Annotated in this window: 20 protein-coding genes and 1 pseudogene; 10 read left to right on the plus strand and 11 right to left on the minus strand. The window is 65.3% G+C overall.

What is annotated here, in order from left to right:
- Positions 1-7 precede the first annotated feature (7 nt).
- A complete protein-coding gene (locus ACSE4D_RS12360; protein ID WP_135538975.1) occupies positions 8-1,075 on the minus strand; it encodes an enoyl-CoA hydratase-related protein in 1,068 nt (355 codons plus the stop codon).
- Between ACSE4D_RS12360 and ACSE4D_RS12365 the strand changes: the two genes are divergently transcribed.
- Positions 1,043-1,420, plus strand: a complete 378-nt coding sequence (locus ACSE4D_RS12365; RefSeq protein ID WP_167854389.1) for an IclR family transcriptional regulator — start codon at positions 1,043-1,045, stop codon at positions 1,418-1,420. The genes ACSE4D_RS12360 and ACSE4D_RS12365 overlap by 33 nt on opposite strands.
- A 96-nt stretch (positions 1,421-1,516) precedes the next feature.
- On the opposite strand, the gene ACSE4D_RS12370 is transcribed toward ACSE4D_RS12365, so the two are convergent.
- The 5 genes from ACSE4D_RS12370 to ACSE4D_RS12390 form a co-directional block, all read right to left on the minus strand.
- Positions 1,517-2,674, minus strand: coding sequence for a hypothetical protein (locus ACSE4D_RS12370; protein WP_436326016.1), 1,158 nt, complete (start codon positions 2,672-2,674; stop codon positions 1,517-1,519).
- Between the two features lie 3 nt (positions 2,675-2,677).
- Positions 2,678-3,634, minus strand: coding sequence for a cytochrome c biogenesis CcdA family protein (locus tag ACSE4D_RS12375; protein WP_436326017.1), 957 nt, complete (start codon positions 3,632-3,634; stop codon positions 2,678-2,680).
- The gene (locus ACSE4D_RS12380; RefSeq protein ID WP_436326018.1) at positions 3,634-4,380 is read right to left on the minus strand and encodes a DsbA family protein; all 747 of its coding nucleotides are present in this window, start codon (positions 4,378-4,380) and stop codon (positions 3,634-3,636) included. The genes ACSE4D_RS12375 and ACSE4D_RS12380 overlap by 1 nt, the downstream gene beginning before the upstream one ends.
- Before the next feature lie 79 nt (positions 4,381-4,459).
- Complete coding sequence (locus ACSE4D_RS12385) at positions 4,460-5,653, minus strand: hypothetical protein (RefSeq protein WP_426937168.1); 1,194 nt, start codon at positions 5,651-5,653, stop codon at positions 4,460-4,462.
- A 3-nt stretch (positions 5,654-5,656) separates the two neighbouring features.
- A complete protein-coding gene (locus ACSE4D_RS12390; protein ID WP_426937169.1) occupies positions 5,657-6,376 on the minus strand; it encodes a DsbA family protein in 720 nt (239 codons plus the stop codon).
- Between the two features lie 117 nt (positions 6,377-6,493).
- On the opposite strand from ACSE4D_RS12390, the gene ACSE4D_RS12395 reads away from it, so the two are divergent.
- Genes ACSE4D_RS12395 through ACSE4D_RS12405 form a run of 3 tightly spaced genes read left to right on the plus strand, consistent with a single transcriptional unit; the run spans position 6,494 to position 8,420 of the window.
- Positions 6,494-7,054: a hypothetical protein gene (locus tag ACSE4D_RS12395; protein ID WP_425120119.1), complete on the plus strand. Its 561-nt coding sequence runs from the start codon at positions 6,494-6,496 to the stop codon at positions 7,052-7,054.
- The gene (locus ACSE4D_RS12400) at positions 7,051-7,440 is read left to right on the plus strand and encodes a BlaI/MecI/CopY family transcriptional regulator (RefSeq protein WP_425120120.1); all 390 of its coding nucleotides are present in this window, start codon (positions 7,051-7,053) and stop codon (positions 7,438-7,440) included. The genes ACSE4D_RS12395 and ACSE4D_RS12400 overlap by 4 nt, the downstream gene beginning before the upstream one ends.
- A complete protein-coding gene (locus ACSE4D_RS12405; RefSeq protein WP_426937171.1) occupies positions 7,437-8,420 on the plus strand; it encodes a M56 family metallopeptidase in 984 nt (327 codons plus the stop codon). Before ACSE4D_RS12400 ends, ACSE4D_RS12405 begins: the two co-directional genes overlap by 4 nt.
- A gap of 50 nt (positions 8,421-8,470) precedes the next feature.
- On the opposite strand, the gene ACSE4D_RS12410 is transcribed toward ACSE4D_RS12405, so the two are convergent.
- Entirely contained in the window at positions 8,471-8,905 is a 435-nt protein-coding gene (locus tag ACSE4D_RS12410) for a hypothetical protein (RefSeq protein WP_167854387.1), read from the minus strand.
- A 79-nt stretch (positions 8,906-8,984) separates the two neighbouring features.
- Here ACSE4D_RS12410 and ACSE4D_RS12415 point away from each other — a divergent pair, with 79 nt between their 5' ends.
- Together ACSE4D_RS12415 and ACSE4D_RS12420 are read left to right on the plus strand one after the other, a co-directional pair.
- The gene (locus tag ACSE4D_RS12415) at positions 8,985-9,344 is read left to right on the plus strand and encodes a hypothetical protein (RefSeq protein ID WP_135538955.1); all 360 of its coding nucleotides are present in this window, start codon (positions 8,985-8,987) and stop codon (positions 9,342-9,344) included.
- Between the two features lie 103 nt (positions 9,345-9,447).
- Positions 9,448-9,858 carry a hypothetical protein gene (locus tag ACSE4D_RS12420; RefSeq protein ID WP_135538953.1) on the plus strand — a complete coding sequence of 137 codons (411 nt, stop codon included), beginning with the start codon at positions 9,448-9,450 and terminating at the stop codon, positions 9,856-9,858.
- 259 nt (positions 9,859-10,117) lie between these two features.
- Here ACSE4D_RS12420 and ACSE4D_RS12425 read toward each other — a convergent pair whose 3' ends face one another.
- Positions 10,118-10,966: a hypothetical protein gene (locus ACSE4D_RS12425; RefSeq protein WP_240689720.1), complete on the minus strand. Its 849-nt coding sequence runs from the start codon at positions 10,964-10,966 to the stop codon at positions 10,118-10,120.
- A 46-nt stretch (positions 10,967-11,012) separates the two neighbouring features.
- On the opposite strand from ACSE4D_RS12425, the gene ACSE4D_RS12430 reads away from it, so the two are divergent.
- A complete protein-coding gene (locus ACSE4D_RS12430) occupies positions 11,013-12,269 on the plus strand; it encodes a phospholipase D-like domain-containing protein (RefSeq protein WP_240689697.1) in 1,257 nt (418 codons plus the stop codon).
- Positions 12,270-12,310: 41 nt separating this feature from the next.
- On the opposite strand, the pseudogene ACSE4D_RS12435 reads toward ACSE4D_RS12430, so the two are convergent.
- Both ACSE4D_RS12435 and ACSE4D_RS12440 read right to left on the minus strand, forming a co-directional pair.
- A pseudogene (locus tag ACSE4D_RS12435) lies at positions 12,311-12,934 on the minus strand (Ku protein); the annotation flags it as partial.
- A gap of 196 nt (positions 12,935-13,130) precedes the next feature.
- Complete coding sequence (locus ACSE4D_RS12440; RefSeq protein WP_205683328.1) at positions 13,131-14,561, minus strand: MFS transporter; 1,431 nt, start codon at positions 14,559-14,561, stop codon at positions 13,131-13,133.
- 216 nt (positions 14,562-14,777) lie between these two features.
- Between ACSE4D_RS12440 and ACSE4D_RS12445 the strand changes: the two genes are divergently transcribed.
- The 3 genes from ACSE4D_RS12445 (at position 14,778) to ACSE4D_RS12455 (ending at position 18,248) form a co-directional block, all read left to right on the plus strand.
- Positions 14,778-17,246, plus strand: coding sequence for an ATP-dependent DNA ligase (locus ACSE4D_RS12445; RefSeq protein ID WP_436326019.1), 2,469 nt, complete (start codon positions 14,778-14,780; stop codon positions 17,244-17,246).
- Positions 17,247-17,347: 101 nt separating this feature from the next.
- Positions 17,348-17,764, plus strand: a complete 417-nt coding sequence (locus tag ACSE4D_RS12450) for a ChaB family protein (RefSeq protein WP_135538951.1) — start codon at positions 17,348-17,350, stop codon at positions 17,762-17,764.
- A 61-nt stretch (positions 17,765-17,825) separates the two neighbouring features.
- Entirely contained in the window at positions 17,826-18,248 is a 423-nt protein-coding gene (locus tag ACSE4D_RS12455) for an organic hydroperoxide resistance protein (protein WP_135538949.1), read from the plus strand.
- Between the two features lie 18 nt (positions 18,249-18,266).
- Here the strand turns inward: ACSE4D_RS12455 and ACSE4D_RS12460 are convergent, their stop codons facing one another.
- Positions 18,267-18,479, minus strand: coding sequence for a TrkA C-terminal domain-containing protein (locus tag ACSE4D_RS12460; RefSeq protein WP_240689693.1), 213 nt, complete (start codon positions 18,477-18,479; stop codon positions 18,267-18,269).
- Positions 18,480-18,621: the final 142 nt, after the last annotated feature.

The raw sequence follows: 18,621 nt of genomic DNA on the forward strand, positions 1-18,621 counted from the left end.
CAGGTAGTCAGCGACCCTGCCAGACAGGACCGCGCTTCTCTGCGAAGGCCAGCGAACCTTCGCAGAAATCGGCCGAGCTCAGCATCGTCTGGTAGCCCTCGAGCTGGCCCGAGCGCATGAGAGCGAAGCCCTCCTCGACGTCGAGCGTCTGGGTGGCCAAGACCACTTCCTTGATCGCCCGCAGTGCCAGAGGCGCCCCGCAACTGATTTCCTCGGCGAGTTCGAGTGCGCTGCTGACGACCTCGGAAGGCTCGACGGTCCGGTTCGTCAAGCCCCACCGTTCGGCTTCTGCCGCGCCCATCCGGCGTCCGGTCATGAGCATCTCCAGAGCCACTGCCGTGGGCAGGAGTTTGGGCAGGCGCAGCACCCCGCCGGAGTCGGCGATCATGCCCAGCCGCACTTCGGTCAGCGCGAACTCGGCTGCCGAGGACGCAACGATGAGGTCGGCGGCCAGGGCGAGTTCGAAGCCACCGCCCAAGGCCAAGCCGTTGACGGCGGCGATGATCGGCTTCGTCCGGGTGAAGTACTCGGTGAGTCCGGCGAAGCCGCCGGGGCCGTGATCGGCATCGACTGCTTCACCCCCGGCCGCGGCCTTGAGGTCCCAGCCGGCGCTGAAGAAGCGCGTGCCACGGCCGGTGAGCACCGCCACCCGCAGCTGAGGGTCGGCCTCGAACTTCGAGAACGCCGCGTAGAGGGCCTTGCTGGTTGCGACGTCCACGGCGTTGGCCTTCGGCCGGTCGAGGGTGATCAGAGCCGTCGTGCCGATGGTCTCGACAGTGGTTGGGGCCTGTCGAAGGATGAGCGGATTGACCTCGAGCTCGGAGACCGTGCTGTCGGCCAGGGCCCAGTTGACGATCACGCTGATCGCCTCGACAGCGGCATCGACATCGGCGCGTGGTCGGCCGCGGGCCCCGTCGAGCACTGGCCACAGCTTGAGGGAGTGCAGGGCCGTGCGGATCCCCTCGGGGCGGACCGGCAGCAGAAGGGTCACGAAGTCGCGGATGACTTCGATGAAGGTGCCGCCGACTCCCAGCCTGATACCGTGCGGTGGATCGGGCGCAGGGTCTCGCTGCATGCGACCTCGGCAGGCAAGGCGATGCTGGCGTGGCTTCCCGAGAGTGATACGCGCGCCGTTCTTGCCGCGCCGCTCACCGGTCACACCGAGTCCACGCACACGCGTACTGAGGAACTGGAAGCCGAGCTCGCTGATATCCGAACTGCAGGCTACAGCGTCGCCGCCGGAGAGCTGGAGCATGGCGTGCACGGTGTCTCGGCTGCGATCCGGGCAAAGCAGCACAGCCCCATCGGGGTCATCAGCATCTGGGGACCGCAGGAGAGGATCCCCGACGAGAGATTCGCAGAACTCGGTGCGCTCGTCGCCGCAGCGGCCCGCCAAGCCGTCGGGAGACCGGGCGACTGAGAACGGGGCGCCCTGCGTTTCAGCGGGACGAGACTCTGAGAAGATCCTTGACCGGTCCTGTCGGCACCCTCTGACCGAACCTGTCCAGGCGCCTCCTCAGGACTCTTCGGGATCCTCGACGACGCGGTCCGTGGCCAGCAGTGTCCGATCGCCGGCCTGCAGCGTGCCCAGCCCCTCTTCGGTGAACGCCACCGGAACCGCGACCACACCCGAGCCTTCGGCCGGATAGCCGCGGGCAAGACTGCCCGTCGTGGCGTTGTGGACCCGCAGTGTGCCTTCTTCGCGCAGATAGATCAGGCCCCCGACGGCTGCCTCGAGCTCGACGGTCTTCGGCACAGAGACCGGCAGTTCGTTCTTACCCGTGTCATCGATGACCGTCAGCCCCTGCGCTCCGAGGGTGACGATGGCCCCGGTGTTCGCGTCTGCAGCCACCCCGCGGGCATCGTCATCGAGCAGTTCACCGGTCTTCCGGTCGAGCACCGGCCCGACACCGTCGCCGGCGTCGAGGTGGATGACTTTCTCACCCGAGTCTGCCCCGGGCGCGGCACGCAGCTCATCGGCGTTCCAGCCGTTGTCCGGAAGTGACAGCTCCCAGGACTCCTCACCGGTGGCACGCAGCTTCTCACCGTCGATGCTCAGTATCGTTCCCCGATATTCGCCGAGGTGGCGCACATCCGTGGATCCGTCCTGCACCGCCTCGCCGGTGGCCGGGTCGAGGGCGAGAGCGTCAGTGGGTGCGGCATCCTCGGCGGCGAAGACCGTGCCGGGCCCGCGCATCGGGCCGGGCACGTCCACGGGCCCCCATTTCTGCTTGCCGGTCTCGAGATCGAAGGCGCTGGCGGTGACATCCTCGTCACAGTCCGTCGACGAGTCGGAATCAGTGAGCACGGCCAGGGGATCGCCGTCGCCATCGACGCTGACGGTGAAGCCGGTGCACCCGCTCGGGCGCTTCGCCTGCCACAGCATCGAGCCGTGGACGTCGAATGCGGAGAACTCGAGGTTCTCGTCGCCGGTGCTCGCGGAGAGGAAGACCTCACCGTGGTGGGCCGGCGGCAGGTCCCACCCGGGCTCGACGAGTTCGAGGGGTTCGATGATGAGCGGCAGCTGCAGATCGGAGGCGTCGACGGCATCGAGATCGGTCGTGACCTGCTCCGGTGCCCGGTCGAAGTCGTCGGGGGCCGAGGAACAGCCCGCGAGGGCGAAAACACCGATGAGCGGTCCGGCGAGGGCGAAGAGGAGTCTGCGGCTGCGCATGGTTCAGTGCTTCGCCCCCGGTGACTGAGACGGCTTCGCTGACGCCTCGGCTGAGGCGTCCGAGTCATTCTGGTCGGCGGCCGCACCGTCCTTGTCCGAGGACGCTTCGCGCTGATCCGCGGCAGCGGCGCGGCGGGCGCGTCGACGCTCGTGGCGGAACCACAGGACGATCGCGAGCACCGCCAGCACGCAGACGACGATGATGTCGGTCGTGGTCGAGGACCAGGAGCTCACCCACTCCTGAGCATGGGCCAACGTGGTCGTCGGCACCAGCGACGGTGCCGAGACCAAGCCGTTCGTCGCCCAGAACACAATGCCGATGACGATCATCAGTATCCCGGTGACCATCGAGACGACCGGGATCCTGCGGCCGAAGAGCGTCACCGAACCCCCGCGGAGGACCGAACGCGTCCGGGTGCCCACGCGGGTCCACAGAGCCGCGATGATGAACAGCGGCACGACCATCCCAGCCCCATAGACGGCGAGCATGATGCCGCCGAGGGCGAGACTGCCCTTGGTCGCCGCCAGGGTGAGCACCGCGCCGAGGATGGGGCCGGCGCAGACGCCGGCGATCCCGCTCGTGGCGCCGAGGAGGAAGGTCTTCGTCCAGCCCGTCGCCTGCGCAGAGCGCTGCCGGGCGGCATCGGCGCCCGGCAGCACCTTCGCCGGATCGAATCCGAATCCGAAGAACTGGACGATGCCCAAGACGATGAGGATCACCGAGGCGACGAGGACGATCGCGCCGCGATGGGAGGTGAACAGTGCCCCGAGCGTGCCGGCGCCGATGCCCAAGGGGATGAGGACGAGCAGCATGCCCACGTAGAAGATGAGGCCGTGGAGCACCAGCCGAGACCCCGCCCCGACGGTGGATCCGAAGAACGCCGGCAGCAGGAGTGCGGCGCAGGGACTGAGCAGAGCGAGGATTCCGCCGATGAAGGCGCTGATCAGGCTGATGTCCATCAGTGCTGTCCTTTCTTTGCCGATTCAACGGCATCGACGAAGACGTCCGTGGGCTGGGCACCGACATAGGGCTGGCCGTCGAGGATGAAGGTCGGGGTGGAGAACGCGCCGAGGTCGGTGCCCATCTCGGCGTTGTCCTGCACGGCCTGAGCTGTCTCCTCGGAGTTCATGTCCGTGGTGAATCGGGAGGTGTCGAGTCCGATGTCCTCGGCCGCCTCGGTGAGGGCCTCGGGGGTGAGCTCATCGGGTGAGCGCGGATTGCCGTCGGCGAACAGTGCATCGTGGAATTCCCAGTGCTTGTTCTGGAGGGCAGCGGCGTAGGCGGCCTTCGCGGCCTGTTCGGACGCGGAGCCGAACACATTGACTTCTCGCCACTCGATGCGCAGATCGCCGGAGTCGACGTAGTCGAGCATCGTCGGCAGCGTGTCCTGCGACCAGGAGGCGCAGTACGGACACTGATAGTCGGAGAAGACGACGAGCTTGACCGGTGCATCGACAGGGCCATCGGACATCGGATCGGATTCGTCAGCGGAGCCGTCCTCGCCGAGGTCGGACTGTTCGGGATCGGCGACTTCCGTGACCACGGCTTCCGGAGCAGGGCCGGCGTTGTCCGCCGTGGGCGATGTCCCGTCGTCCTCGCCCCGGTCGATGACGAGGATCATGAGCACGAGCGCAGCGGCTGAGGCGACCACCGCGGCGGGGATCCACCAGCGGTACTGCGTGCGCGGCGCCGCGTGCTTGGCCATGCTCTCACTCCTTGATTACTAAGATGCTTAGTAAACTATAGATCATCGGTCTTCCGGGTCGAAAATTCCGCTGCCGCGATCACTGCTTCTTCGGCGACAGCAGGGGGCTGTCGGGATCGCCGAAGAGGCGGGCGCCGGTTTCGGCGATATGGTGCGCAGCGCCGAAACGTCGGGTGGCCGGATCGTCCTCGGCCCCATCGATGGTCTGGCCGTCACTTGCCGATCTCGTCTCGGTTCCGTTCGGACCGTTCCCGGCCCCGGCTGCAGTGACGATCCGACCGTCGCCGACGGCCGAGAGCTCGGCGTCGTCGGCCAGCGGTGCGTCCCAGCGCTTCGTGCCGTCGAGGTCGAAGCCGTGCAGCTGCGAATCGCTTGTGACGAGGGTGCGGCTGCCCGCATCGTAGCTGGCGCTGTCGATGTTGCTGGCGACAGCGGCGCCAGAGCGCAGGTCGATCAGGGTGCGCTGCCGGTCGCCGGCGCTGCCGAGGAGTGCGTGGGATCCGCCGATCGCTTCCCATGGCGTCTCGCGGGCCTCGCCGGCTGAGACCCCCAGGTCCGCGGCGTCGCGGATCCACAGGCGGTGGCCCCCGAGGTCCTGGCCGATGAGCATCTCACCGTCGGCGAGGATGAGATGACTGCCCAGCAGCGTGATCACCCGGGGTGAGTCCTCGGCCTCGGCAGCCAGCCTCTTCCCTGTGGCGGGATCGAGGGCCACGCGGGGGCCGCCCTTGCCGATGAAGTCCTGCGGTGCGCCGGCGAAAACGAGCCCGCTGCCGAGCAGGGGCCCGGGCGCCTCGACGGGGCCCCAGAGCTTTCTGCCCGTGTGGAGGTCGAAGCCTGAGGCCGTCGTCGCCAGTGAGCTGTTCGATCCAGACTGCTGGTCCATGAGGACGGCCACGGGGCCGGCCTCGGATTCGCTGACGAAGAAGCCGGAGCAGACTCGCGGCCGCAGCGCCGTCCAGAGGATCGTCCCCGCGGAATCGACGGCGCGGAACTCGAGGTCCGAGTCCTTCTCGTGCAGCGACAGGAACACGCCGTCGGCCTCCTGTGCCGCCATGTCCCAGCCGGGGTCGACGACGCCCGTCTCGCTGTCTCCGGCGCGGGCGGTGCCGGGGTCGTCCGGCTCGGCCGGATCGAGTGTCTCGGCCGGTGAGTGAACCGGCCTGGGGTCGGTCGATGCGCTGTTCTCATCGAGACCCGTGCAGGCCGTCAGTGAGGCCAGGGTGAGCAGGCAGGCGGGCAGGATCATCGCGCGGGCTGCGGGGCGGGTCATGATTCAGTCCTCGGCCCGGGCGAGCGCCTCATCGACCGCGTCGATGAATTCCTGAGTGGGCTGGGCGCCGAGCAGCGGTTTGCCTCCGATGACGAAGGCTGGGGTGCTCGAGACGCCGATCGACTGCCCTTCCTCGGAGACGGCTTCGAACTCCTCGTGGGCCTGAGTCGAATTCATGTCGCGCTTGAACTGCAGAGGATCGAGTCCGAGCTCCTCGCCGAGGCTGACGAGTGAGTCATCGTCGAGCTGGGATTTCGGGCGGTGCTCGCCGCCTTCGAATAGGGCGTTGTGGTAGTCCCAGTACTCATCCTGCATGCCTGCGGCGAAGACGGCACGAGCGGCCCGCTCGGACTCCTCGCCGAAGACCGCGAGGTCGCGCATTTCGATCCGGAGGTCACCGGAGTCGACATAGTCCAGCATCGCCGGCAGGGTGTCCTCGTTCCATGTTGCACAGTAGGGGCACTGGTAGTCCGAGTACATGACGAGAGTGGCCGGGGCATCGACGTCGCCGACCGCGTTCGTCTCTTCGGAATCCCTGTGCTCGACGAAGGACAGATCGACGTCCTCCTCGGCGGAATCGTTCTGCGAACTCGTACTCTGCCCCTGGGTATCGGCATCGGAGCCTCCCTGGTTGACGATGACGATGCCGATGACGACAGTGGCGAGGATGATGACGGTCAGAGGGACGAGCCAGAACATGGGGCCGCGTTCGGTGCGGAGCACAAAAGCCTCCTGGGGTGAGGGCGTCGGGTGTGATCGAGTCGACCAATTTACTATGGACCATAGTATACTAATGTGCATAGTAGACTCATGTCGTCACCATGTCAGAGAGGGGATCTCATGTTTGTCGACGCGCTCAGAGACGCCTACCGGGGCCTCCTGCTCTGGGACCGCAGGCGCATCGGTGTGGCCGCGGCCACGGCCGCGGGGTCCGCTGTGATCATCGGGTTCGCGACGGTGCTCATCCCCAATGCCCTCTTCGCCCGCGACATCCCGCCCGTGTGGTGGGACTACCCGGTGTGGATCCTCACGGCGCTGCTGCTCGGAATGCTCATCGCCAGCTATGTGCGCAGCCCGGGATCCGCATCCGAGGGGCGGTCGAGCGACCCGGACTCCGCTTACGAGGGAGGGGCACGCGGCCCGGAGGTCGCTTCCGAGGGGCGGTCGGGTGTCCTCGGCGGCGTGGGCGGAATGCTCGGATGGTTCGCCGTCGGATGCCCGGTGTGCAACAAGATCGCACTGCTGGCCCTGGGCTACACCGGCGCCTTGACCTACTTCGCACCGCTCCAACCCCTCCTGGCCGCAGTCTCGGTCATCCTTCTGCTGGCAGCCGTGATCATCCGTCTCAAGGGCCAGTACTCGTGCCCGCTTCCCACGTCCGAAAGGAGTACCCGCTCATGACTGACACCGACGACCGGGGTGCGAGCTCCTCGCCGATTCGCCTCGGCGCTCTCGAGAAGCAGGTGATGGGACTGCTGTGGGACCACGAACCGCTCACGGTTCGGCAGATCATCGAGCTCTCGGAGGCCGAGCCCGCCTACACCACCATCGCAACCGTGCTGACCAACCTCGAACGTAAGGGACTCGTCAGCCGCGAGCGTCGCGGCCGTTCGGTTCTCCACGCTCCGGTCGTCAGTCGTGAGCAGCACACTGCGCGGATGATGCGGGCGGCCCTGGTCGACGGCGGAGACCGAGCGGCCTCGATCCTCCACTTCGTCGAGGGCATCGATGCCGCCGACATCCGACTGCTGCGCGACTACCTCGAGGCGAAGGATGTCGCCGAATGAGCATGCTGATCAGCGGTGCGTGCGTCGCCGCGCTCGCCTTCGTCCTCGCCTGGGCCGGCCCTGCTCTCGTCCGCGCGGCCGCGCCGGTGCTCATGCGCGTGCCGCGCGTGGCGGTGTTCGCCCTCCTGTCCCTGCCGCTGCTGTCCTGGGCCGTGGTGACCGCGCTCAGCCTCATGGCGGCATGGCTGCTCAAGGGCCCCGATGTGCTGCCGATGCCCATCGGCGACGTGTGCCAGCGCTGCCTCATCGCGGCGAACCCCTTCGGCGGTGCTCAGATCGACACGCTCGTCCCCGTCGTCCTCTTCCTCCTTCTGCCTCTGGTCGTCTCCCTCGGATTCCTCATCCGTGGTGGTCTTCTGGCCAGGCGGCGGCATCGTGAGAACGCTGAAACGGCACGCCTCCTCAGCCGCGAGGCCGTGGACGTCGAGGTGGCCGGCCGGACCGTCAAGGCTGTGAGCGGTCGTCGTCTTCTGGCGTTCTCGCTGCCCCGCAGGTACGGGGGAGTGGTGCTGTCTGAGGACCTGTTTTCGGCACTGGAGCCAGGCGAGCTGAAGGCGGTGCTCGAGCACGAGAGGGCTCATGTCGACCAAGGCCACCATGCCGTCATGGCTGTTGTGGAGGCGTTCGTGCGGCCGCTGCGGTTCATCCCGCTCTTCGCCGAGGTCGCCGCCTCGGTCCCTCTCTACCTCGAGATCGCGGCCGACGACCGTGCACGGAAAGTCGCAGGGACACCCGCGCTTGCCAGTGCTCTTCTCAAGATCGGACACCAGGTGGGGGAGAGCGGCCACCTCGGCGGCTCATATGCGCTGAATATCGCCGGACCCGACCGGGTCCGGCAGCTCGTCGCGCCCGTCAGGGTGTCCCCGGGGCTGTTGCCGACTGCGGCTCTGAGCAGTGCTCTGGCCGCCTTCTGCGTCCTGTTCTCCTCGGTCATCGCCACCTACGTCGGGGTCCTGCTCACTGGCTGCACCCTGCCCTGAAGGCAGTCCTGGGGCGAGGGCAAGCCGGATTCTGTCTTCCGTCCGTACTCTCACAGGCGCAGCTCGTGTCCGACGCTGCGGGCATATCCTTCCTTGACGAGGTCGAGGTGGGTCCACGAATCCAGGTAAGCGACCTCCGGCAGGGTTCGCAGAGACTCAACAGTCGCGAGCACTTCGCTCGAGACCTGGCCATGGACGGTGGCGATGAAGTCGAAGCTGCCGTGGGTGCGGGCGGCGAAGTGGATAGCTGGTGTGGCAAGAATCAGCTCTCGGACTGCGTTGACGTCCCCGCGGGCGGAGATCCCGAGACCGATGGAGAACCGGCTGCGCGAGATGCCGCCGGGCTGGATAGCTGAGATGCGGATGACACCTGCATCGAGAGGTTTCGTCACCCGCTCTCTGGCCGACGCGAAATCGGAATTCGCCCGCAGGGTCGACGCTGAGCCGATGCCGCCCCTCTTGGCGGAGGACTTCGAGGCGCCCATCGATCTGCCCTGGCCCGATTACACGTGGAATGGTGCTCGGGGCTGGTGAGACGACGTTCAGTAACACATAATAGAACTTATGTCCGAATACGAGGTGCCGGCATGGATTGTGCGTTACCAGAACTTCAAGACGCTGTGCTCATATGTCTGCGGCGAGTACATCCGCTTCTACCTCACCACCGGATGCGACCAGATCAGCTACACGCATTCGCAGATCACCGAGGGACTGCCGACCTATTCGTGCCGTCTCGAAGCCGTCGACGAGGCGGTCCTCCTGCTGCCGCTCGACGACTGGCTCGAACGCATGGATGAGGTCCAGTCCGTGGTGCGAACCTGGCTGGGAGAGCACTCGGATCTGCGCGGGTGCCGACCGGAGAAGTCCCACTATCAGGGCGACCCGTACTGGTTCCGTCGGTGGCAGGACGCCAACCCCTGGTGATGAGCGGTCGGGTCATACACCCGTTTCCTCACCGGCGCCGGGATCGGCGGCGAATACGCGGCCGTGAATTCGGCAATCGACGAACTCATCCCGGCCCGCGTGCGTGGACGTATCGACCTCATCATCAACGGTTCCTGTTGGGCAGAAGGACGGAGCCGAGCGCATCGTCGGCGACATCGAAGACGGCGTCGAGGTGGAGACCTCCCAGGCCCTGCCGGCACCGGAGAAGACCATCACCGTGCGACAGCGGAAGACGATCTCCTTCGTCGAGATCATGAAGGTCGCGTTCACGATCTACCCCAAACGGTCGATCCTCTGCCTCATCCTCTTTGTCGGACAGGCGTTCCTCTGCAACGGAATCACCTTCAACCTCGTCACGCTCTTCCACGGGTTTTACGGTGTGGCAATGGCCAACGTGCCGATCTTCATCTACCTGTGGTCGCTGAGCGATTTCGCCGGCCCCGTCACACTTGACCGGCATCTATGCGCCGTGGCCCTCGGCGTCCTCAGGTGATGTTCCGACCGGGGTCTCTGCCAACGAGGTCAACGGGATCATCGATTTCGTCCACCGCATGGAACCTGTCGGCGAGGTGGAACTCTACCGCGCGATCGGGGCTCGCCGATGGGGGCGGGACGCTTCCGTGCGGCCGTGCGCGAAGCGATCAGGCAGGGAGCTGTCTGGCACAATCGACGCGGCAGGCTCGAGCGCCGAGGTGACGAGACATAGGCCGGGCTCGGGCTCAACGGGTGATCGGAGACTCAGCTCGCGCGCATCAGCCCGATTCTCGTGCTCTGCGTGCCGAGGCGACGTCGTCGACGATGACGACGATGTGGCGCAGGCTCGTGATGAGTGAGCCGTAGAACGGCCAGGCGATCTGCGGAAGCGTCAGATCCTTCGAGCTATCGGTCGGCAGCTGCTCGAGGCGGTCGAAGATCGGTTGGACCTCGGCATCGGGATCGGCGATGGACCGTCCGGCATCGGCGGCGGCCCGTCGGCCCAGTCTGCTGGAACGCAGCGCTGTGGGGGGATTGATGCGTCGGCTCTCGCGGGCGAATCGCACGGTCTGCCATGCGGATTCGAGCTCCTGGGTCATGGCTTCTGTGCGTTCGAACCACTGCTGGGCAGCATCTGCGTCCCATGCGCGATGGAACTGGTCCGGCATGTCGATGAGCACGTCTCCCATCTGCCGGTTCACGCTGTCGATGTAGCGTGCCGCCTGCCGATCCTGCAGGAGCGGGACCACGAGGAGATTGACCACGAGGCCGACGGCCACACCGAGACCGAGTTCGAGCAATCGGTTGCCGAGCAGCGGCTGCTGAGAATCGAATCCGGAACCGAGGACGAAGATCGTCGTCTGCACACCTCGCGACAACGACCTGTAGACGGTGGCATGGACTGTCAGCAGCGCGGTCCACGGCGCAAGGAAAGCCATCTGGCTGTCCAGGACGGAGTCCGAGAGCCACCACGCCGCGGTCGCGGCGATCACACCCTTGGCGAACTGCAGCAGGTCGGTGGCGAATTCCGGCCAGAATAGTTCAGCTCCGGCAGAGGCGTAAGAGGGTGTGGCCGTCGCGTGTCGGGTCGACGGCTGCCTCGTCGGACTCGGGGGAGTGAGCAGCATCTTCACCTGATGGAGGTTGACGGGGTGGAGGCGATAGAGTGAACGAGTGTCTCCTGTGAGAAATTCGGCCCTCCGCCATGTCAGCGGACTGCAGCGAATCATCCCCTGGGCGATTGCCGGCGTGGCCAGCGCGGTGCCGGCGACCGTCGTTGCTTCGATGGCCGTCGATCTCATCCAGCAACGAGGACGGAAGTCGCGCATCGCTCCGCGACCGGGAACCTTCAGCTCGACGGTCGAACAGTCCGAACTCAACATCTACACTGACGGTTCCACCCTCTACGATGACATGCTCGATGCGATCGGCTCCGCCCGAGAGTCGATCCTCATGGAGACATTCATCTGGAAGAACGACGAGGTGGGGCAGAGGTTCATCGACGCGTTCAACGCCGCCTCCGCACGCGGGGTGGAAGTCCACCTCATCTACGACGGCTTCGCGAACCTGTCGGTCCCGAGTTCGTTCTACCATCAGCTCTCCGAATCCATTCATGTACTGCGCCTGCCGACGGTGGCACGGCGGTTCTGGCGCGGACCGATGCGCCACTCGGGATTCAACCATTCGAAGATCCTCGTCATCGACGATGATGTGGCATTCGTCGGCGGATTCAACATCGGAGCTCTCTACGCCCGTCACTGGCGTGACACCCACCTGCGATCGGTCGGTCCCGGGGCCTGGGGTCTGCGGCAGACGATCACGCAGGTCTGGAACGAATTCCACGACGCGGACGAACAGATCCCCTGGGTTCCTCCTGCGGCCTGGGAATCGAAGCTTCGGGTCTCGGCGAATCTTCCGATCCACCTCGTCTATCCGATTCGGAACATGTACCTCAACGCCTTCGCCCGGGCCCGGACGCGGATCTGGCTGACAACTCCGTACTTCATCCCCGACCAGCAGCTGTTGGCTGCCCTCATCGAAGCCGCCGGTCGGGGAGTGGACGTACGGGTGATGGTTCCGCAGGAGTCCAACCACATCCTCGGTGACTGGCTCTCACGAGGGTTCTTCGAGCAGATGATCAACTCCGAGGTCACGGTCCTGCTCTACACCGCGAGCATGATCCATTCGAAGGTCGCCACCGTCGACGGCGAATGGTCGACGGTGGGTACGGCCAACATCGACCGACTGTCGCTGACCTTCAACTACGAGACCAATGTCGAAGTCATCGACAGCGCATTCGCCGCTGAAATGGAGAAGGTGTTCGAAAGCGACTCCGCACACTGTGTCGAACTCGGCTCCGAGTGGCTCAACCGCCACCGGCTGACCAAGCTCGCCGAACGTGTGCTCGTGCCGATGCGCCCCTGGCTGTGATGCGGGCTCATCCGTTCCCCTGATCCTGGTCTTCGGCAGGTTCAGCCTGTGCGCTTCTTCGTCTGCTTCTGCGAACGGATGCTGTGCACGGATTTGCACAGCGCTTCCATCAGGTCGATGACGTCGCCGGACGGCGCTTCATCCTCCTCGTCCTCGGGGAAGGCCTCCTCGAGGTCGAGCGTCTCACCCTGGTCAGAGATCTGGGCGCGGGAATTGACACCCTTGAAATCGACGTCACGGATCTCATCGGCCCAGCGCAGCGTCAGGAGCATGAGCAGCTTTCCGCACACCCGCAGGATCGCCAGTCGGGTCCGGGTGCGCAGTGTGATCTTGACGATCGCTGTCCGGTCCGTGTCCTCGAGCGTTTTGCGCAGGAGCAGATAGGCCTTGGGCGTCTTCGATGTCGGTTCGAGGAAGTACGACTGCTCCAACATGATCGGGTCGATCTGATCACTGGGGACGAACTGCAGCACGTCGAGGTCGTCGCTGTCATCGGCGGGCAGCGCCTCGAAATCCTCGTCCGTGAGGATGACGCGATGATCGCCGTCATCGTAGGCCTTGACGAAGTTCTCGTAGTCGGTGACCTTGCCGCACTCCTGACAGCGGAGCTGATTGCGGATGCGTCCGCCATCCTTTTCATGCACCTGGTGCATCCGCACATCGTGGCTTTCGGTCGCCGATTACAGCTTCACCGGCATATTGACGGGGCCGAACGCAATCGACCCGGCCCAAATCGCTCTCATCCCTCCATTGAAACGCAGGCCCCGAAGCTTGGCCAGCCCCTGTCGCCCGGGGACTTCTACGAGGAGAAGGCCTCGGCTGCTGCCTGGCAATGGATGGAACACAGCATTGCAGGTGTGATCACATGGTCGCCTTCTCCTCGCCGACACCGTTGTCGTTGAACCCGATGAGCTCATAGCCCATCTCGGCGAGCTCCTCGTCTTCGGAGCCCGGGGGCGTGTCACCATTGATGGGCCGCCCGGCTGTCTCATTGAAGAAGTGGATGCCGATGAGACCGATGATACCGGCCGCGACCAGGTAGAAGGCTGGGAAAAGGTCGAATCCCGTCTGCTTGATGACGAAGGTGTTCACCGCCGCCGTCGTGCCGCCGAAGATCGCCGTCGAGATGTTGTAGCCGATGGCGAATCCGGAGAAGCGCACCTGCGTGGGGAAGATCGCCGGCAGTGTCGCGGAGACGCAGGATTGGAGCATCACCTGGAGCAGGGCGATGATGCCCAACCCGAGGATCTGCCAGCCGGGGCCCTCAGCGTGCATGAGCATGAAGGCGGGAACGGAGAGGAGGATGAAACCGATCGCCGAGGTGTACAGCACCGGTTTGCGGCCGATGGAGTCCGTCAGCCGCCCCAGCGGGGTGATGACGACCATCATCGCCGCGAGCAGGCCGATGAGCATGAAGTTGCTCTCGACCTCCGAATGCCCCAGCGTATCGGCCAGATAGGTCGGCATATAGGTCAGCACCATGTACTGGCCGATGTTGAGCAGGACGACGAACGCCATGAGCATCGTGATCTGCTTCGAATATCCGCGGAACAGATCCCGGAAGGGCTTCCTCGTCGTCTTCTGCCGCGACGTCGCCTCGGAGAAGGCCTCGGGCTCATCGAGTTTCATCCGCAGCCACAGAGCGATTGCGCCCAGCGGCAGGGTGAGCAGGAAGGGCAGACGCCACCAGCCGGCGTCCATGCCGTCGCTGCCGACGAGGACGAGGAGGATGGTGCAGACCAGAGCCGCCGAGGCGGTCCCGGCCACGGTGCCGAGTTCGAGGAAGGAACCGCAGAAGCCACGTCTTCTATCCGGTGACGATTCCGCCATGTAGACCGCGGCACCGCCGTACTCCCCGCCGGTGGAGAAGCCCTGGACCATCCGGCACAGGAGCAGCAGGATCGGGGCGAAGGCGCCCAGAGTGGCATAGGTGGGCAGGATGCCGATCAGTGTGGTCGGGATCGTCATCATGATGATGGTCAGGACCATGACGTGCTGGCGCCCGATCTTGTCGCCCAAGGGGCCGAGGACGAAACCGCCGAGCGGCCGGAAGACGAAGGAGAGGGCGAGGAAGGCGAAGGTGAGGGCCACGCCCCATTCTCCGGGGAAGAACGCATTGGCGATGTAGACCGAGACATAGGAGTAGACGCCGTAGTCGAACCATTCGACGGCGTTGCCCAGCGCCGAGCCTCCGATGGCGCGCTTGAGTGTGCGCTTGTCCTCCGGCGGCATCTTGCTCATGTCGATGCCGTCCGGCGTGGGGATCTTCTCGTCCGATGAGGATTCGCTCATGATTCTCAACCTCCCGACTGTCTGCGGGTGTGATCGAGCGGTGGTCTCACACCCGTTTCCGTGTCGCTCAACTGAGCCGGACCAACTCGGCCCGGATGCCTGCCCGAGGCAGGGTGGGCGCTTGCGCTCGGGACATTACCACGTCCGGGCAGCGTTGTGGTGCCCCCTCGTGCGCTGCGCCGAAGTCGAGTACCCTGCAGTCCACAGGAGGTGCCCATGCCACGTCAGGAGCAGAAGGTCACCGTCGACGGCCATCGGCTGACGCTGACCAACCTCGACAAGACCCTCTACCCGGAGACGGGGACGACCAAGGGCGAAGTCCTCGACTACTTCGCCAGGGTCGCCGAGCCGTTCATCCGTCATGCTCGGGATCGCATCGCTACGCGCAAACGCTGGGTCGACGGCGTCGGCACGGCCGAGGAGCCGGGACAGGTGTTCTTCGAGAAGGATCTGCCCGACTCCGCCCCGTCGTGGATCCCCTCGCGCGCGATCCGCCATTCCACCGGATCCAAGCGGTACCCGCTGGTCAACGACCTGGCGACGCTGACGTATCTGGCCCAAATGGCTTCACTCGAGATCCATGTGCCGCAGTGGACGGTGCGAAGCGGGGCGAAGGATCCCGGCACCATCTCCTCGGACAGCAGGCACCCCGATCGGATGGTCTTCGACCTCGACCCCGGACCGGGACGGGGCTTGGCCGACTGTGTCGAAGTCGCCCAGCTCGTCCGCGAGCTGCTCGACGGAATGGGCCTCGACGTATTCCCCGTCACCAGCGGCTCGAAAGGTGTCCACCTCTACGCTCCGCTGGACGAGACCGCGACGTCCCAGGAGATCTCCGATGTCGCCCACGAACTTGCCCGCAGCCTGGAAGCCGACCACAAGGACCTCATCGTCTCGGCGATGAAGAAGACCCTGCGGCAGAACAGAGTGCTCATCGACTGGTCGCAGAACTCGGCGGCGAAGACCACCGTCGCCCCCTACTCCCTGCGCGGTCGACTCGCTCCGACGGTCGCCGCGCCCCGCACCTGGCCCGAATTCGATGATCCGACGACTGTCGAACAGCTGCGTTTCGAAGAGGTCCTCGACCGTCTCGACAACGACGGAGACCTGCTCGAGCCCCTCACCGAGGCGACCGGCGGCAGTGTCGAAGCACCGCAGGAACCCGAGCGCGATCGATTGGAGATCTATCGGAGCAAACGAGATCCGAAGCACACGAGCGAACCTATCCCCGACAGGCACGGTACGAGCGGACGCGACCTCAGCTTCGTCATCCAGGAACACCATGCCAGCAGCCTGCACTGGGACTTCCGGCTCGAACACGAAGGGGTGCTCGTCTCCTGGGCGCTGCCGAAGGGCCCGCCGACCGATCCGAAGCACAACCGTCTGGCCGTGCAGACCGAGGACCATCCGCTCGAGTACGCCGACTTCGAAGGACGGATCCCCAAGGGCCAATACGGCGCCGGCGAGGTCTCGATCTGGGACGCCGGGACCTGTGAGGTCGAGAAGTGGGAGGACGGGCATGAGATCATCGCCGTCCTCCACGGCCGGAAGGACGGCGGGCTCGGGGGAGTGCGCCGCTTCGCCCTGTTCAACACCGCTGAGCATGGTCCGAACAAGGACCCCGAAAAAAACTGGATGATCCACCTCATCACCGGGAGAGAGTCGAAGTCCGACCAGACTTCGAAGTCTGCGACCGGCCAGGACGGAGGGCCGCGAGCATCGGACATCCAGCCGATGCTCGCTCGCATCGGAGACCTCGGCTCGGTACGACGAGAAGCCGAGGACTGGGCGTTCGAAATGAAATGGGACGGGATCCGTGCCCTCGCGACGGTGAGAGCAGCCAGCGGAGACTCTCCCGGAGGAGTCGTCCTCACCAGCCGCAACGGGAAGGACATGACTCAGACCTATCCCGAATTGGCGGAACTGGCGGACTGCGTCGACTCCGACTGCGTCCTCGACGGAGAGATCGTCGCCCTCGGGCCCGGCAGCCGCCCCGACTTCGGGCGTCTCCAGCGGCGCATGGGGCTGAGCCGCACGGCCGACGTCGAGCGCGAGCGTCGGAGGACGCCCGTGCACCTCATGGTCTTCGACGTGCTCGAGGCAGGAGAGGACTCCCTCCTGCGCGTGCCCTATGTCGATCGGCGGCAGCGGCTGGGGGGCCACGTGTCCGAGGGCGAGAGCATCCATGTCCCGGAAGCCTTCGAGGGAAGCATTGACGAAGCGATGGAGTCCAGCAAGCAGCTCGGACTCGAAGGCGTCATGGCCAAGCGGAGAGACAGCGTCTACCTCTCGGGTCGACGCACGCAGACGTGGGTGAAGCTCAAGCACTCCATGACCCGAGACGTGATCATCGTGGGCTGGCGCACCGGCACCGGAGAGCGCTCGCCGACCTTCGCCTCCCTCCTGCTGGCAGCCTATGACGGAAACGATCTCGTCTATCTGGGCCGCGTCGGCTCCGGCTTCGACGAACACGGGCTGCGCTCGCTGCGCCGCAGCCTCGACCGGTTGTCACGGAAGACACCGCCGCTCGAGGTTCCGGACGCCGAATCACGTGATGCTCACTGGGTCCGGCCCGCCTTGGTCGGTGAAGTCCGCTACGCAGGAGAGACCGATGCAGGACGGTTGCGCCACCCCATCTGGCGGGGCCTGCGCGATGACGTCGACCCGGGTGACGTCCGTATCTGAACGGGGATCGCTGCCGACTCTGCGCCCCCTTACATGAACACGGGAACTGCGTTAGTGTCAGTGGCACCATGACCTCGACACCTTGAGGAGAAGTGGTCATCATGCCGAAAACCACCAGTTCGGGAACCCCGAAGAAGTCGGAGCTGCCCGCAACACTGAAACGGTCGAGCCAGAAGGCTCAGCGCACGTTCGCCAAGGCCTACGACTCGGCGATGGATGAGTATCACGATGAGGAACGGGCCCACCGAGTCGCCTACGATGCGCTCAAACACACCTTTGAGAAGGTCGGCGACCGGTGGGAGGCCAAACCTGCGCCCGGGCCTTCCGATTCCCAGAGCAAGGGCGGGAAGAACACCAACCGTCAGACAGCCGGCGGTGTCGATGCGAATGCCTCGAAGGAGCACCTCTATGCAGAGGCGAAGCGACTCGGCATCTCTGGCCGCTCGACCATGACCAAGGACGAACTCGTCGAAGCGCTCGAACGCGAAAGCAGCCGGAAGACGAAGAACAGGTCCTGAACAGCCCAGCACGAAAGCACACGGCTGAATCAATTTCAGCCCGGACGAGAAGGAGAAGAAGTTGAACACACCTGAGAGCATCGCCTACACCGCGAAGGCCCAGATCACCGGTGGCCGAGACGGACACGGAGCCACCGACGACAAGATGGTCGACGTCGATCTGCGCACGCCGAAGGAGCAGGGAGGACCGGGCGGCGGAACCAACCCCGAACAGCTCTTCGCCGTCGGCTACGGAGCCTGCTTCCAGGGCGCACTCGGCCTGGCCGGAAAGGAACAGGGCATCGACACCTCGAAGTCGGTGGTCAACTCGCAGGTGGGAATCGGCAAGGAGGGTGAGAGCTTCGGACTGTCGGTCAGGCTCGAGGTCTCCATTCCCGATGTCGATCACGAGACCGCACAGAAGCTCGTCGACCGCACCCACGAACTCTGCCCGTACTCCAAGGCCACCCGCGGCAATATCCCGGTCGAAGTCGTCGCCGTCTGAGAGCAGTGGTTCGGGACTTCAGTCCTCCTCGTCGTCCTCTTCGTCGAGGGTGCTGAAGTCCTCCACCTCTCGGGGGCTTCCCGCGATGAGGATCTCATCGTTGGCGTAGAGAGTGACATCCTGATCGGCGATGTCCCAGCTCTCCTCGCCGTCCCGCCTGAACGCCACCACGCTGACTCCGTATTCGCGCTTGATGTCGAATGAAGCCAGTGGCGGATCCGAGATGCGCACCGGTCGCAGTGAAAAGAGTAGACAGCAGCGAGATACCGCCGGGAGTGGTTGTCGCGGCGGGCAGCATCAGCAGGCCTGTTCCGATGAGCAGGCGGCCAGATTGGTCACGACCACACGGTCGATGGCATTGCGATGAGGATTA

The sequence above is a fragment of the Brevibacterium sp. FAM 27836 genome, from assembly GCF_051351055.1.
Lineage (GTDB): Bacteria > Actinomycetota > Actinomycetes > Actinomycetales > Brevibacteriaceae > Brevibacterium.

Bases quoted from the DNA above. Each gene is read 5' to 3' on its own strand.
- ACSE4D_RS12410 (WP_167854387.1), bottom strand. From the start codon at position 8,905: ATGGGCGCCTCGAAGTCCTCCGCCAAGAGGGGCGGCATCGGCTCAGCG.
- ACSE4D_RS12375 (WP_436326017.1), bottom strand. From the start codon at position 3,634: ATGGACATCAGCCTGATCAGCGCCTTCATCGGCGGAATCCTCGCTCTG.
- ACSE4D_RS12385 (WP_426937168.1), bottom strand. From the start codon at position 5,653: ATGACCCGCCCCGCAGCCCGCGCGATGATCCTGCCCGCCTGCCTGCTC.
- ACSE4D_RS12440 (WP_205683328.1), bottom strand. From the start codon at position 14,561: ATGAGCGAATCCTCATCGGACGAGAAGATCCCCACGCCGGACGGCATC.
- ACSE4D_RS12395 (WP_425120119.1), top strand. From the start codon at position 6,494: ATGTTTGTCGACGCGCTCAGAGACGCCTACCGGGGCCTCCTGCTCTGG.
- ACSE4D_RS12380 (WP_436326018.1), bottom strand. From the start codon at position 4,380: ATGGCCAAGCACGCGGCGCCGCGCACGCAGTACCGCTGGTGGATCCCC.
- ACSE4D_RS12445 (WP_436326019.1), top strand. From the start codon at position 14,778: ATGCCACGTCAGGAGCAGAAGGTCACCGTCGACGGCCATCGGCTGACG.
- ACSE4D_RS12405 (WP_426937171.1), top strand. From the start codon at position 7,437: ATGAGCATGCTGATCAGCGGTGCGTGCGTCGCCGCGCTCGCCTTCGTC.
- ACSE4D_RS12400 (WP_425120120.1), top strand. From the start codon at position 7,051: ATGACTGACACCGACGACCGGGGTGCGAGCTCCTCGCCGATTCGCCTC.
- ACSE4D_RS12370 (WP_436326016.1), bottom strand. From the start codon at position 2,674: ATGCGCAGCCGCAGACTCCTCTTCGCCCTCGCCGGACCGCTCATCGGT.
- ACSE4D_RS12415 (WP_135538955.1), top strand. From the start codon at position 8,985: ATGTCCGAATACGAGGTGCCGGCATGGATTGTGCGTTACCAGAACTTC.
- ACSE4D_RS12425 (WP_240689720.1), bottom strand. From the start codon at position 10,966: ATGCTGCTCACTCCCCCGAGTCCGACGAGGCAGCCGTCGACCCGACAC.
- ACSE4D_RS12450 (WP_135538951.1), top strand. From the start codon at position 17,348: ATGCCGAAAACCACCAGTTCGGGAACCCCGAAGAAGTCGGAGCTGCCC.
- ACSE4D_RS12360 (WP_135538975.1), bottom strand. From the start codon at position 1,075: ATGCAGCGAGACCCTGCGCCCGATCCACCGCACGGTATCAGGCTGGGA.